This window comes from Nocardiopsis sp. RV163 (assembly GCF_001029525.1).
Lineage (GTDB): Bacteria > Actinomycetota > Actinomycetes > Streptosporangiales > Streptosporangiaceae > Nocardiopsis > Nocardiopsis dassonvillei.
Map to the genome: position 1 here is coordinate 1 of NZ_LEKI01000061.1, position 14,414 is coordinate 14,414.

The 14,414-nt window shown below is 71.8% G+C and carries 9 protein-coding genes; 4 read left to right on the forward strand and 5 right to left on the reverse strand.

Annotated features, from left to right (window positions below; genetic code table 11):
* Positions 1-28 precede the first annotated feature (28 nt).
* A complete protein-coding gene (locus ABD54_RS13035) occupies positions 29-790 on the reverse strand; it encodes a PP2C family serine/threonine-protein phosphatase (protein ID WP_017567879.1) in 762 nt (253 codons plus the stop codon).
* Between the two features lie 827 nt (positions 791-1,617).
* Between ABD54_RS13035 and ABD54_RS13040 the strand changes: the two genes are divergently transcribed.
* Together ABD54_RS13040 and ABD54_RS13045 are read left to right on the forward strand one after the other, a co-directional pair.
* Positions 1,618-2,895: a glycosyltransferase gene (locus ABD54_RS13040; protein ID WP_047869739.1), complete on the forward strand. Its 1,278-nt coding sequence runs from the start codon at positions 1,618-1,620 to the stop codon at positions 2,893-2,895.
* A gap of 131 nt (positions 2,896-3,026) precedes the next feature.
* Positions 3,027-3,998 carry an anti-sigma factor RsbA family regulatory protein gene (locus ABD54_RS13045; RefSeq protein WP_047869740.1) on the forward strand — a complete coding sequence of 324 codons (972 nt, stop codon included), beginning with the start codon at positions 3,027-3,029 and terminating at the stop codon, positions 3,996-3,998.
* Here ABD54_RS13045 and ABD54_RS13050 read toward each other — a convergent pair.
* Positions 3,988-4,335 (reverse strand): STAS domain-containing protein, encoded by a 348-nt coding sequence (locus ABD54_RS13050; RefSeq protein WP_047869754.1) that lies wholly within the window; start codon positions 4,333-4,335, stop codon positions 3,988-3,990. The two genes, ABD54_RS13045 and ABD54_RS13050, sit on opposite strands and share 11 nt — an antisense overlap.
* A 96-nt stretch (positions 4,336-4,431) precedes the next feature.
* On the reverse strand, positions 4,432-5,193 hold the full coding sequence (locus ABD54_RS13055; protein ID WP_047869741.1) for a GAF and ANTAR domain-containing protein: 762 nt from the start codon (positions 5,191-5,193) through the stop codon (positions 4,432-4,434).
* A gap of 112 nt (positions 5,194-5,305) precedes the next feature.
* Between ABD54_RS13055 and ABD54_RS13060 the strand changes: the two genes are divergently transcribed.
* Entirely contained in the window at positions 5,306-6,475 is a 1,170-nt protein-coding gene (locus ABD54_RS13060; RefSeq protein WP_047869742.1) for a GAF domain-containing protein, read from the forward strand.
* A gap of 176 nt (positions 6,476-6,651) precedes the next feature.
* On the opposite strand, the gene ABD54_RS13065 is transcribed toward ABD54_RS13060, so the two are convergent.
* Together ABD54_RS13065 and ABD54_RS13070 are read right to left on the reverse strand one after the other, a co-directional pair.
* The gene (locus tag ABD54_RS13065) at positions 6,652-7,290 is read right to left on the reverse strand and encodes a two-component system response regulator (RefSeq protein ID WP_047869743.1); all 639 of its coding nucleotides are present in this window, start codon (positions 7,288-7,290) and stop codon (positions 6,652-6,654) included.
* Between the two features lie 6 nt (positions 7,291-7,296).
* A complete protein-coding gene (locus tag ABD54_RS13070) occupies positions 7,297-11,730 on the reverse strand; it encodes a HAMP domain-containing protein (protein ID WP_047869744.1) in 4,434 nt (1,477 codons plus the stop codon).
* A 439-nt stretch (positions 11,731-12,169) separates the two neighbouring features.
* On the opposite strand from ABD54_RS13070, the gene ABD54_RS13075 reads away from it, so the two are divergent.
* Positions 12,170-14,356: a SpoIIE family protein phosphatase gene (locus ABD54_RS13075; RefSeq protein WP_047869755.1), complete on the forward strand. Its 2,187-nt coding sequence runs from the start codon at positions 12,170-12,172 to the stop codon at positions 14,354-14,356.
* Positions 14,357-14,414: the final 58 nt, after the last annotated feature.

Here is a 14,414-nt window from a genome sequence, read left to right on the forward strand (position 1 = left end):
GGGTAGGGGGCGGCCCGGTCGGGACGGATCAGACGCGGCGTGCCAGAAGGATGCTGATGTTGTCCTTGCCGCCCGCCTCCATGGCGGCCTGCCACAGGGCGTACACGGCGGCCTCGTCGCTGCCCGCCTCGGCGATCATCCGCTCCATCTCCTCGGGCAGGACCAGGTCGGACAGGCCGTCGCTGCACATGAGCCAGGCGCTGGGGTCGGCCGCGTCGTCCCGGCCCACGTGCGGGACCATCGTGCCGCCCGAACTGCCGCCCAGGGACTGGGTGATGAAGTTCGTGGTGACGGGACGGCCGTCCTCGGACGGGGGCAGCGCGGGCGAGTCGTCCTCCGAGAGCTGGCGCAGGCGGCGCCCCTCCAGGCGGTAGGTGCGGGAGTCGCCGACGTTGAACCAGAAGTTGCCGTCGTTGTTGAGCAGGACGCCCGCGACCGTGGTCCCCATACCGGAGAACTCGGTGTGCTGGGTGGCGTGGTCCTTGATCTCCTCGTCGATGTTGCTCAGCAGTTGGGCGATCTCCTCGGGACCGTTGAGCCGCGGCCCCATCTCGGCCATGCGGTGCACGGCGTGCTCGGAGGCGATCTCCCCCGCGGCCTGACCGCCGATCCCGTCGGCGACCGCCAGGATGACGGGCTCCCCGACCGGGAGCACGCAGCGCACCGGCGAGGTCATGTTCGCACTGGCGACGGTCAGGGCACCCATGACGACGGCGTCCTCGTTGGCGGGGCGGATAGCGCCCCGGTGCGTGAGGGCCGTGACAATGACTTCCCCACCAGCGACACCCATACGCCCTTCCTCCCGTTTCATCGGCCGTGGCCGGTTGCCCGGCGCCCCGCGCCGGGCCTTGGTCGAGTCCCGTTCAACGTCTGGATTCTGTCACCGTACCGAGCCACCGCCGGAGTGGGTCAAAATCCGCGTACATCATGGCGGAAAACACCCGGATACGCAGTTCCCGCCCCGGTTCCCGACGACGGAGTCGTCGTGCCGGACGATCCGCGGCGCGCGCCGGGCGGTCCCGGTGTTCCGGTCCGACAGTAGCGGCGGTGCGGCCGGCCCGACAGGGGCCACCCACGGGTACCGCGAAACCGCAGACCATCCGGGAGAACTCCGGGGTTACGGACAGCACCGAACCCCCGCGTCTCTTGGTGTCGGATTCGCGTCACGTTGTCGAGACGCGAACCGTCTGGCAGAATGAACCCCGTTGGGTGTCTAAGACGCAGACACACACGACCAGCCCCGTGCGGCATCATCCTGTCACGCACGGTGGCCCCAGTCCTCCTCGACCGGTCGTTTGGTGTGATCTCCGTGCGTCTTCCCTTCTTTCCTCCTCTCCCCCCTCCTTTCGACGGCAGCCGTACGCGCCATGCGCCTACGGCTTCCCTTGCTGCCGGGAGGCCTCCACCGGCGCGCCGTCCGGCACCGTGTGCCGCGATCCCCTGACCGCGCCCCGCCTCCCCCGCAGCCACCTTCCCGCCGGACCCGGTCCAACGGCCCGGGAACCGGCGCCACGGCACCAGCCCCGCCCGTGAGGACTCCGATCCCCGCTCCGGAGTCGCCTCGGGCGCACCTACGACGGACATCCGGATGAGACCGTGTCCAAGGAGTTCAGCCCAGTGAAGATCGCCATGGTCGCCGAACACGCCAACCCCCTCCCCGCGCACAGGGGCGAGCCCGCCTGCCCCGCGAGCCTGCACGTGTGCGCCCTGTCCCGCCAGCTCGCCAAGCGGGGCCACCGGGTGACGGTCTACGCCCGCCGCAGCGACCCCGACCAGCCCGACGGCCGCACCCGCATGGCGCGCGGCGTCTCCGTCGCCTACCTGGACGCCGGTCCGGCCCGGCCGCTGTCCCCCGAGGAGCACGCCGAGCACACCGGCGCCTTCGGCAGCGCCCTGGCCTCCGTCCTGGACGAGGACCGCCCCGACGTCCTGCACGCGATCGGCTGGACCAGCGGCCTGGCAGCCCTGCACGCGCAGGCGCACAGCGAAAGCGACCAGAGCGGTACGCCCCTGGTGCAGACCTTCCACTCCCTCAACGCCAGCGAGCAGCGCTCCGGCCTCGGCCACCACCCCGAGCGCGCCCGCATGGAGACCATCCTCGCCTCGCGCGCCGACCGCGTGCTGGTCAACTCCACCGACCAGCAGGTCGAGCTGGCCCGCCTGGGCGTCCCCCGCCACCACGTCAACGTCGTGCCCTTCGGTGTCGACCCCGACCACTTCAGCGTGGAGGGCAGCGCCTCCTCCGAGCACTGGCACTCCCGGCGCGAGGAGCGCTCCCGCCTGGTCTCGGTCACCTCCCTGACCGAGGCCGGCGGCGCCGACCGGCTCGTGGAGGCCATGACCCGCCTCCCCGAAGCCGAGCTGCTGCTCGTCTCCACCGCAGAGGACCTGGACGTGGCCCTGGACGAGGACGCCCGCCGGATCGAGCTCCTGGCCAAGGAGGCCGGAGTGAACGACCGCGTCCACCTGGCCGGGCCCGTGGAGCGCAAGGAGCTGCCCCGCCTGCTGCGCTCCGCCGACGTATACGTGTCCGCCGCCTCCTACGAGCCCTACGGCGGGGCCGTGCTGGAGGCCATGGCGTGCGGCCTGCCCGTGGTGGCCACCGCCACCGGCGCCACCCCGGGGGCGGTCCTGCACCGCACCAGCGGCGTGCTGATGCGCTTCGGCCGCCCCGACGAGATCGTGCGCTCCGTGCGCGCGGTCCTCAACACCCCGACCATGAGCACCGCGTACGGCATCGCCGCCGTGGACCGGGCCCGCTCCCGGTTCACCTGGCAGCGGATCGCCGTCGAGACGGAGCTCGCCTACGAGCGCTCCCGCCCGCAGCAGACGCAACAGGACCGCGCCGACGAGGACGAGACGGACGGTCTGCTACTGTCCGGGACCGCGCGCTGAGCCGTGCCCGTCCTGACGGCGTGCCCGGCCCACCGGCCCCCGGGGGTTCCCCCCGGGGGGCCGCAGCGGGTAGACAGACAGTGGTGCCCGGCGGCCGGACGGACGGCCCCGGGCGCGGACGCCACGTACCGATGACCTTCGAACACCAGGGACTGCTCTTCCGCCGCGGGCAGCGGTTCCACGAGGTGGCCCGCCAGCGGTTGCGCTCAGCCGTACGCGAAAACGCCCACACGGTGCTCGCGGTCTCCGGCGAGCGCGCCGCGGCGCTCGTCGGGGCGCTGTCCGACTCCGAGCGCGAGCGCGTGCACGTCTTGGAGCGGAACCGGTTCTACGACGCCCCGGGGCGCACCCTGGCCGCCCTGCACCGCTTGGCGCTGGTCCACGACCCCGTGCCGGTGGTCGTGGTGGCCGAGCCCCCGCTGCCGGTCTCGGAGATGGAGCTGCGCGAGTGGCACCGGCTGGAGTCGGTGCTGTCCACTGCGCTGGCCCCGCAGCGGCTGACTCTGCTGTGCGTCCACGACGAACGCGACCTGACCCCGCGGACGCGGTCCGCGGTGGTGGCCACCCACCCCGTGCTGGTGGAGTCCGACGGGCCCCGTCCCAACCCCGCCTACCTGGGCACGGCCGCCTTCGGCACCCGGCCGGTCGCCCCCGAGCCGCTGCCGGTCAGCGGGCCCGTGCACCGGCTGGAGATCGGGATGTCCCTGCCGCGGCTGCGCGCCGACCTGGCCGCGCTCGGCGAGTCCACGGGGTTCCCGCCCGAGCGGATCGACAGCCTGGTGGTGGCGGTCAACGAGCTGGCCGCCAACGTTCTGGAGCACGGCGCGGGCAAGGGCACCGTGCAGGTCTGGCGCGCCCCGGGGCGGTGGGTGTGCGACGTGTTCGACGAGCGGGGCGGGCTCTTCGACCCGCTCACCGGCTACCGCCCGGCCGACAACATGCGCCCGCGCGGGTACGGGCTGTGGATCACCAGGCAGACCTGCGACTTCCTGGAGATCAGCGGCAGCGGCGAGGGCTCCCTGGTACGGCTGCACTTCGTGGACGGGGCCGGGGAGCCCGGGACCGTCCACCAGTCCGGGACGCGGGCCCCGCTCACCCCCTGAGGGACTCGGCCGCGGCACCGGTGCTGGCCGCGATCGGGATGACCTGGTCGATCCCGGCTATCACGAACAGGCGGTTGACCTGCGGCTGGGGCTCGGAGACCATCAGGCCCACGCCCAGGTCCCGGGCCTGCCGGTAGGCGGAGACGAGCACGCCGATGCAGCGCGAGTCGCAGAAGGACACCTTGGCGAGGTCGACCACCACCCCCCGTGGCGGCTCGGCGGCCAGGAGGCCGTCGAGGACGTCGGCCAGCGCGGGAGAGGTCACCGCGTCCATCTCCCCCGCGGGGGTGACGACGACGACGTCATCCTCGCGACGGATCGAGATGTCTGACGTCACGGTCACTTCTCCTTCTTGTTCCAGGACGGCCCCGAGCCCTCATCATGGCGCTTTTCGATCACGCTCGGGACTCATCGCCCGGTGTCGCCCGCCCGTTCACCTTCGGTCGGGGCGCACCCGGGACTGGGGACCGGTGTTCTCGGCCACGAGGTCGCGGGCCACGTCCACCACCCGTTTGCGGTTGCGCTGGGCGACCTCGCGCAGCGCGGCGAAGGCGGTGTCGGCGTCGCAGCCGCGGGCGTGCATGATGATGCCCTTGGCCTGGTCGATCACCGTACGCGCGGACATGGCCCGGCGCATGTGGGCGGTCTCCCTGGCCACGTCGGCCCGGCGTCCGGCACTGTACAGCGACACGGCGGCGTGCTCGGCGAGCAGGGCGGTCAGCGGGGCGACGACCTCCTCGTCGAAGGCGTCGGCCCGGCCGGAGTGGACGCCGAAGGTGATCACCCTGTCGTCGCCCTCGCCGGGGAGCAGGCTCGGCAGGGTGATGGAGGAGCGATCCCCGCACTGGACCGCCATGCTGGTGTAGCGGGGCCAGCGGTGGGGTTCGCGCAGGATGTCGCCCACCCGCACCCGCCCCATCTCGCGGACGGCCTCGACGGTGGGGCCCTGGTCGGTGGTGTACTGGTGCTCGAAGGCCACGGACAGGTCCGCGTGGGAGGCTCCGTAGTCGGTGACGACGTGCCGCACGGAGCCGTCGGCCCCCTCGACCTCGCGCCAGACCACGACGAGGGCGGCCGAGCAGCCGGGGACGCCCAGGGCCGCGGCCCTGCTCATCTGGTCCAGGGCACGTTCCAGGGTCGTGCCGTCCGCCTGTCCCAGCGCGCCGATGTCCCGGGCCAGGCGTTCGATCCACACAGTCGGGCCTCCTTGCCGTTTCCGGGCTCGGACTAACCGTAACCTTGGAAGACCGCGGGAGCGGACATCCGCCCTCTTCGGGAAGACGCCATCCACGACGGGAGACCTGAGCGTGCCGGAGAACCTCGCCGGGTTGCAGCGTGAGATCACCGCACTGGGTGAACGCATCGCGGCCCTGCGCAACACGCACACCATGTATCCCGACGACGCCCAGGGCACAGCCGAGGCGGCCCTGGCCGAACTGGAGTACGCCGAACGCCTGCTGGGCGACGCGGGGGCCGGACTGGCCCGGGCCCACGCCCAGCCCGAGCCGCGCCGCCAAGGCGACGACGGCGACCGGGCGCTGCTGCGCGCGGTGTTCCAGGAGCTGAGCGTCCCCACGGTGCTGCTGGACCACGAGGGCTACATCCGGCGCATCAACAACTCCGGTGCCTCGCGGCTGGGCAGCGCGCCCGGCTACCTCACCGGCAAGCCCTTCGCCCACTTCGTCGACCTGCGCAAGCGCGCGGCCATGCAGTCCTGGCTGGCCGCGGTGCTGCGCGGCCACGGCGACGCCGCGCTGGAGTCCAGGCTGGCCCAGCGCGGCTGGGCCGAGGACGTGCACCTGACCCTGACGCGGCTGGAGCTGCCCACCGAGCCCAACCCGCTGGTTCTGGTGGCGATGTCGCCGCCGATGAACGGCGCCGAGGAGGAGGGCCCCGCCCCGCTGGAGACGCAGGTGGAGGACCAGGTGGTGGTGCTGGCCGCGCGCAGGCTGGACGTGCTGACCCGGATGACGCGGCTGCTGCTGCGCTCGGCCGGGCCGGGGGGTGCGGGGAAACCGCTCGCGCTCGCGGACGCCGCCGACCTGCTGGCCGACTCCTACGCCGACTGGGTGGTCGTGGACGTGTGCGACCTGCCGACCTCCTCCGTGGCACCCCGCCGCGCCGTGGTCGCGGGCCCGGCTGACGCGCCCGCCGCGCAGAGGGAGGCGGTGGCCTCGGCGGCGCCAGGGGACTCCGACATCCCGGGCGAGGTGCTGGAGCGGGGCCAGTCCCTGCTGTTCCCGCTGATCGAGGACGAGGCCGTGCTGGGCCACGCCCCGTCCGGCGCGCCGCTGCTGTCGATGCTGGGCGCCGGCTCGCTGCTGTCGGTCCCCCTGCGCGGCAGCCGGGGCGTGCGCGGCGCGCTCACCCTGATCCGCCGCAGCAACCGGGGCAGCTTCCGCCTGGCCGACCTGGGCCTGATCGAGGAGATCGGCGAGCACATCGGCCTGGCGCTGCCGCCCCGGCCCTCCGCCTGAGCCGTGTTTCTTCGGGGCTCCGCTCCGCTTCGCCCCGTGTCCGGAGGCCCGGAGAGCGGGAACCTCCGGCGCCTACGGCGGGTTCACTCGTGCCCACCCGTCGCCCGCCACCGCCAGAACCCCACGGGCGCCCGGACCAACCCCCGCAGGGGGTCCTCCCAGGACCGGGGCCGTTGTCATGCGGGGCCGTGGAGGGTGTCCACGAGGGTGGACAGGCGCGAGACCGCGCTGTCCACCCGGCGCACGCCGTCCACGAGGCTCTGGTCCGCGTCCTGGTAGTTGGTCACGATGTGCTCGCGCAGTTGGGCGAGGTCGGCCTGGACCTGGCGGGAGCGCTGCGCGAGCTGCTCGGCCAGGACCTTGCCGGGCTCGCCCGTCTCCTGGCCCAGGTCGCGCTGGAGTGCGCGGGCCTGCTCGCGCATCTGCGCCTTGAGCTGGTGCAGCTCCACGAACACCTCGACCTTGGAGCGCAGCACCCAGGGGTCGAACGGCTTGAGCAGGAAGTCCACCGCGCGCGAGGCGTAGCCGCGGAAGACCTGGTGCCGGTCGACCTCCTGGGCGGTCAGGAAGATGATCGGCACGTCCTTGGTCTTCTCGCGCTGCTTGATGTGCGCGGCGGTCTCGAAGCCGTCCATCCCCGGCATGACCACGTCGAGCAGGATGACCGCGAAGTCGGTGCCCAGAAGGTGCTTGAGCGCCTCCTCACCGGAGTTGGCCCTGACCAGGTTCTGGTCGAGTGAGGTGAGTGCGGCCTCCAGCGCGATCAGGTTCTCGTCGCGGTCGTCGACGAGAAGGATGTTGGCCTTCTGGGTCACGTCGGGTTACTCCAGGTCTTCGCTCGGGGTGCTGGTGCCAGCCTCCCCGTTCGGATCGTTGTCATGCCCGGCACCGGCCTCCTCCGGCCCGGACGTCGCGCGGCCGTGCCCGTCCGAGGCCGCGCCGCCCCCGCTGTCGGCCGCCGCTCCGGCGATGGTCTCCTCGCGCCCCGCGGTGAGCCAGCGCCGCATGACGTCCAGCAGGTGGTCCAGGTCGACCGGTTTGGTCACGTAGTCCGTGGCGCCCGCCGCGAGGCTGCGCTCGCGGTCACCCTGCATCGCCTTGGCGGTGAGCGAGATGATCGGCAGACCGGCGAACTGCGGCATCTCCCGGATCCGCTGGGTGGTCTGGTTGCCGTCCAGTTCGGGCATCATCACGTCCATCAGGACGAGCGCGATGTCCTCGTTGGCCTCCAGCCTGGCGATTCCGGCGTGCCCGTTGTCAGCGTAGAGGACCTCCAGGCCCTGCGCCTCCAGAGCGCTGGTGAGCGCGAAGACGTTGCGGACGTCGTCGTCGACGATGAGGACCCGCTGGCCGTTCAGGACGGCCCGCCGCTCGGGGTCGGTGCGCGGCTCGGACTCGGCCGGCTGCTCGGGCGCCTCGCCCTCGGCCGCCGCCTGGGGCTCGGGTGCCTTGAGCACCGGGACCGTGGGCAGCGGCTCGTCGCTGATGTCGGTGAGGGCGGCCAGGGCCGCGTCGAAGTCCTCGTCCGGCATGGAGAAGCCGTCGTCCAGCGGGGAGGATTCGAAGCCGCCGGTGTACGCGCCCCGGCCCGAGTCGAGCATCGGCACCGAGCCCATGCCGCTCAGGCCACGGCCCGTGGACCCGGCCTCCTCGGCGCGCTCCCCCGCGTCGTCGGGCAGGCGCACCGGGAGCAGCAGTGTGAAGGTGGAGCCCTGGTTGGGCACGCTCTGCACGCGGATCTCGCCGCCCAGCAGCCGGGCGAAGTTGCGGCTGATGGACAGACCGAGACCGGTCCCGCCGAAGCGCCGCGAGGTGCCGCCGTCGCCCTGGTGGAAGGCCTCGAAGATGACCTGGAGCTTGTCCTCGGCGATCCCGATGCCGGTGTCGGCGACGGTGAACGCGATGACCTCCTCGTTCTGTACGAACATCTCCAGGTCGGCGTCCTCCAGCGCCCACGCGGGCTCGATGAGCAGCCGCACCTCCCCTTGCGGGGTGAACTTGACGGCGTTGGACAGCAGGTTGCGCAGTATCTGCTGGAGCCGCTGCTCGTCGGTCCACAGGGTGCCGGGGATGTCCGGCGACACGTCCACCGCGAAGGCGAGCCCCTGGTCCCCGGTGACCGGGCGGAAGGTGGCCTCGACGTAGTCGACCAACTGGGCGATGGAGACCTCGCTGGGCTGCACCTCGGCGCGCCCGGCCTCCACCTTGGACAGGTCGAGGATCTCGTCGATGAGCAGCAGCAGGTCGCTGCCCGCCTTGTGGATGGTCTGGGCGAACTCGACCTGCTTGGCGGACAGGTTCTGCTCGGCGTTGTCGGCGAGCAGGCGGGCCAGGATCAGCAGGCTGTTGAGCGGCGTGCGCAGCTCGTGCGACATGTTCGCCAGGAACTCGGACTTGTACTTGGAGGAGACCTGGAGCTGGTGGGCGCGCTCCTCCAGGGCGTTGCGGGAGCGCTGGATCTGCTGGTTCTGGAGCTCGATCGCCCGGTTCTGGTTGGCGAGCTGGGTGGCCTTCTGCCGGAGCTCGGCGTTCTTGCCGCGCAGCTCCTCCTGCTGGCGCTGGAGCTCGTTGGAGCGCTCCCTGAGCTGGCTGGTGAGCTGCTGGGACTGTTCGAGCAGGTCCTCGGTGCGGTTGTTGGCCAGGATGGTGTTGATGGTGGTGCCGAGCAGGCTCACCAACTGGCGCAGGAAGTTCTTGTGGCTCTCGCGGAAGTCGTCGTAGGAGGCGAACTCGATGGCGCCCAGCGAGCGCCCCTCGGAGACGATCGGCAGGATGTACAGGTTGCGCGGGGAGGCCTCCCCCAGCCCAGACTCGACCTTGACGTAGCCCGGCGGGATGTTGCCGACCTGCTGCTCCACCTGCTGGGCGAGGGCCTCGCCCACCAGGCCGATGCCCGAGCGGACGCGGCGCCGGTCCTCGTCGGGGTCGAAGCCGAAGCCCGCGTAGAACAGGAAGTTCTCCTGGTCGTCCTGGTCCTCGGGCAGGTAGCAGGCGCCGTGCTGGGCGCCGATGAGCGGCGTCACCTCGGTCATGATGAGGCGGGCCAGCTCCTTGAGGTCGCGGTGGCCCTGGATGTGGCCGGAGATGCGGGCCACGTTGGACTTGAGCCAGTCGGCGTCGCGCTGGGTGGCGGTGGTCTCGCGCAGGTTGGACACCATCAGGTTGATGTTGTGCTTGAGCTGCTCCATCTCACCGCGGGCGTCGACCTGGATGTTGCGGGTCAGATCGCCCTTGGCGACGGCGTTGGCGACCTCGGCGATCGCCCGGACCTGCGTGGTCAGGTTGCCGGCCAGGCCGTTCACGCTGTCGGTGAGCTGCTTCCAGGTGCCGGTGACGCCCTCGACCTTGGCCTGGCCGCCGAGCTGGCCCTGGCTGCCCACCTCGTGGGCCACGCGGGTCACCTCGGTGGCGAACGCCGAAAGCTGGTCGACCATGGTGTTGACCGTCGTCTTGACCTCCAGGATCTCCCCCTGGGCGTTGACGTCGATCTTCTTGGTGAGGTCGCCCGCGGCGACGGCGGTGGTCACCTCGGAGATGTTGCGCACCTGCGTGGTGAGGTTGTGCGACATCGAGTTGACGTTCTCGGTGAGGTCGTTCCAGATACCGGAGACGCCCTTGACGTCGGCGCGACCGCCCAGTTTGCCCTCGGTGCCGACCTCGCGCGCCACGCGCGTGACCTCGTCGGCGAACGCGGAGAGCTGGTCCACCATGACGTTGATGGTGTCCTTCAGCTCCAGGATCTCGCCCTTGGCGTTGACCGTGACCTTCTTGGTCAGGTCGCCCGCGGCCACCGCGCGCGTGACCATGGAGATCTGGCGCACCTGGTAGGTCAGGTTGTTGGCCATGGAGTTGACGTTGTCCGTCAGGTCCTTCCAGACCCCGGACACGTCGCGGACGTGCGCCTGCCCGGCCAGCTTGCCCTCGGTGCCCACCTCGCGGGCGACCCTGGTCACCTCCCCGGCGAAGGAGTCCAGCTGGTCGACCATCTTGTTGATGGTGTCCTTGAGGTCGAGCATCTCCCCCTGGGCGTCCACGGTGATCTTCTTGGTGAGGTCACCGGTGGCGACCGCCGTCGTCACCTGGGAGATGTTGCGGACCTGGTAGGTGAGGCTGTTGGCCATGGAGTTGACGTTGTCGGTCAGGTCCTTCCAGATGCCCGACACGCCCTTGACGTTGGCCCGCCCGCCCAGCTTGCCCTCCGTGCCGACCTCGCGCGCCACGCGCGTGACCTCGTCGGCGAAGGAGTCGAGCTGGTCGACCATGGTGTTCACGGTGTTCTTCAGGGCGAGCATCTCGCCCTGCACGTCGACCTGGACCTTCTGGGTGAGGTCGCCCCGGGCCACGGAGGTCGTCACCTGGGAGATGTCGCGCACCTGGTTGGTGAGGTTGTCCGCCATCGAGTTGACGTTCTCGGTGAGGTCCTTCCAGATGCCCCGCACGCCGCGCACGTTGGCGCGTCCGCCGAGTTTGCCCTCGGTGCCCACCTCTCGGGCCACCCGGGTCACCTCGTCGGCGAAGGTGGAGAGCTGGTCCACCATGGTGTTGACGGTGTCCTTGAGGTCGAGCATCTCGCCCTGTACGTCCACCGTGATCTTGCGGCTGAGGTCGCCCCGGGCGACTGCGGTGGTCACCTCGGAGATGTCGCGCATCTGGTCGGTCAGGCGCGAGGACATCTGGTTGACCGACTCGGTCACCTCGCGCCAGGCCCCGGAGACCCCCTCGACCTGCGCGGCGCCGCCGAGCTTGCCCTCGGTGCCCACCTCGCGGGCCACCCGGGTCACCTCCCCGGCGAAGCCGCTCATCTGGTCGGCCATGCGGTTGACCGTGGTGGCCAGGCGCAGCAGGTCGCCCTTGAGTTCTCCGCGGCGGCCCTCGGTGGAGGCGCGGCGGCTGAGCTGGCCCTCCGCGACCGAGTCCAGGACCCCTGCGACGTCGGTCACGGGTTCGGCGACCTCGTCGAGCAGGACGTTGAGAGCCAAGGCGCTCTCGCCCCAGGCGCCCCGGGCGGGGTTGACGTTGACGCGCTCGTTGAGCCTGCCCTCGTTGCGCACGACGTCGCCGACGCGCTGGAGTTCGTCGCTGAGCTGTTCGCTGTGGTCGACCACCTCATTGAAGACGGACGCGATCTCCCGCATGGTGCCGCCGCCGCGCTTGCGCAGACGGACGCTGAAGTCGCCGTCGCGCATGCGGTACAGGGCACGCAGAATCTCGTCGAGCTGGTCGTCGGCCACCAGTTCCTTGACCGCCTCGGGCATCGAACCCCCTCCTCAGCCTGCTCCGCCACCTCGGCCTCCCGTCCCGGACCCCTTGGGCCGGGCACCCGCGGGCGGATCGGCCCGCGGAGCGCGCACGGGACGGGGGGACCACGCGGATTCCGCCGCGCCGGCCCCCTGGTGACACCCCGTCACGCTACCGGCGGGAGGTACCACCCGAAAGAAGCGCATGTGTCGACTTACACTAACCGGCCGGAGCACCCCGCACAGGAGGCTTGGTCATGTTGTCCCCCGGCCGACGCGTCCGGAGGCGGGCCGGTCCGGCCCGGCCCGCGGACGTACTGCCCGGCGGGCGGCCCCGGGCGTGCGGCCCTGCGGGCGGAAGTGACGGTTCGCGCGGCACCGGTCACCCCGGCACGCGTATCGTGGCAGTGACCACCGCCCCCCGCGCACGCACCCAGTGACGAAGGACACCGACGGCTTGCCAGCACACGACGCGTCGAAGGTCGCTCGACGAGAGTTCCCGCCCGCCCCGGAGACCGCGGCGGCGGCCCGCGAGTTCGTTCACGACACCCTCCTGTCCTGGGGTGTGACCCACCCCTCCGACGACGTGATCCTGCTGGTGAGCGAGCTGGTCACCAACGCCGTCATCCACGCGCGCTCGTCCCTGGACGTGACCGTGCGCCGGTCGGAGGGTGCGACCGAGGTGATGGTCACCGACTCCGTACCCGAACGCGCCGTCCCGCAGGCCGGGCCCCTGTCCGTGGACACCTCCCCGTCCCGGGAGAACGGGCGCAGCGGCGGTCTGGGGCTGGCCCTGGCCTCGGCGATCGCGTCGAGCTGGGGCGTGAGCTACGGACGCAACGACAAGGCCGTGTGGTTCCGGATCGAGGACGAGTCAGGGGAGCGCGCCTCCCTGGAGTCCCCGCCGGTGCGCAAGAGCTCCTCCCGTCCCGGGCGCCCCGCCCCGTGGTCGGCGCTGGCCTCCGCCCTGGGCTCACGGCTGTCCCTGCCGCAGCTGCTGGAGCGCACCGTGGAGCACTCGGCCACGGCGCTGGGCGCGGACGCGGCCTACATCACCCTGGCGACGTCCGACGAGACCATGTGGGAGGTGCGCGCCGCGGTCGGGCTGACCTCGGGCGGCGCCCCGTGGCGGCCGCTGCGCGTGCGCACGGAGGAGATCTTCCCGTCGTCGGCGCCGGAGCCGGGCGCGGTGATCAACGACGACCTGATGATCGCCCGCGCCAGCCGGGGGCGCCTGTCGCGCGCGGGGATGCGTTCTCTGGTCACGGCGCCGCTCATCGTGGACGGGCGGGTGGTCGGCCTGCTGGGGGCGGCCTCCCGGCGGGCCCGGCACTTCGGGGCGTCGGCGGCCAAGCGGCTCCAGGAGGGCGCGAACCTGATCGCGCTGCCGGTGGAGCGGGCCAGGCTGGCCGAGGTGGAGCTGAGCAGGCGGGCCTCGCTGAGCTTCCTGGCCGAGGCCAGCGACCTGCTCGCGGGCACGCTGGACGAGCGGATGACGGGCGCGCTGGCGGCGCAGCTGATCACCTCGCGGCTGGGCCGGTGGTGCGCCATCGAGACGATCAACGAGATGGGCGTCTCGCGACTGACGCACGTGGTGCACAGCGACGAGGACTACAACGACATCCTGCGCGCCCTGCTGACCGGGCTGCCGCCGCACGAGCAGAGGGAGCCGCAGCCTCTGTGGTCCCCGGCCGAGCTGGCCAAGGAGGGTCTGGACGAGCAGCTCGTCCGGGATCTGGCGAGCGGTCCGGCGATCTGCGTCCCGCTGGTGGCGCACGGGCGCGCGCTGGGGCGGATGACGATCGGCAAGAACGAGTCCGACGACTTCACCCGCGAGGAGGTGGACGTCGCCGACGACCTGAGCAGCCGGGTGGCTTCGGCGATGGAGAACGCACGGCTGCACGAGAAGCAGGCCGCGATGAGCGACGCCCTCCAGCGCAGCCTGCTGCCGGCCAAGGAGAAGGAGCCGGTGATCCCGAACGTGGACCACGCGGTGTTCTACCGTCCGGCCGACGAGCGCAACGTGGTGGGCGGGGACTTCTACGACGTGTTCGCGGCGAGCGGCCGGTGGTGCTTCGCCATCGGTGACGTGTGCGGTACGGGCCCGGAGGCGGCGGCCGTGACCGGCCTGGCGCGGCACACGCTGCGGGCGCTGGCCAAGGAGGGGTTCACGCCCTCGCACATCATGCAGCGGCTGAACATGGCGATCCTGGACGAGAACACCTCGACCCGGTTCCTGACGATGCTGTACGGGGAGATGACCCCGGCCACGGACGGCGGGGGCGGAATGCGGCTGCGGATGGTCTCGGCCGGGCACCCGCTGCCGCTGCGGCTGAACCAGAAGGGCGAGGTGCTGCCTTTCGGGGCCTCGCAGCCGCTGCTGGGCGCGTTCGAGGACGTGGGGTTCACGACCGAGAACGTGGACATCCGCCCCGGCGAGGTGGTGCTGGCGGTGACCGACGGCGTGACCGAGCGGCGCAGCAACACGGACATGCTCGGCGACGAGGGGCTGATGGAGATCTTCTCCGGCTGCGCGGGGCTGACCGCCCAGGCGGTGATCAGCCGCATCGACCGGGAGCTGGAGGAGTACGCCCCGGGCGGGCGCAGCGACGACACCGCGATGCTGGTGCTGCGGTTCCTCTAGGCGGTGTTCCCGGACCTTCGCGCCGTCCGTCGCCCGCCACCGCCCTCGGCGGACGCTG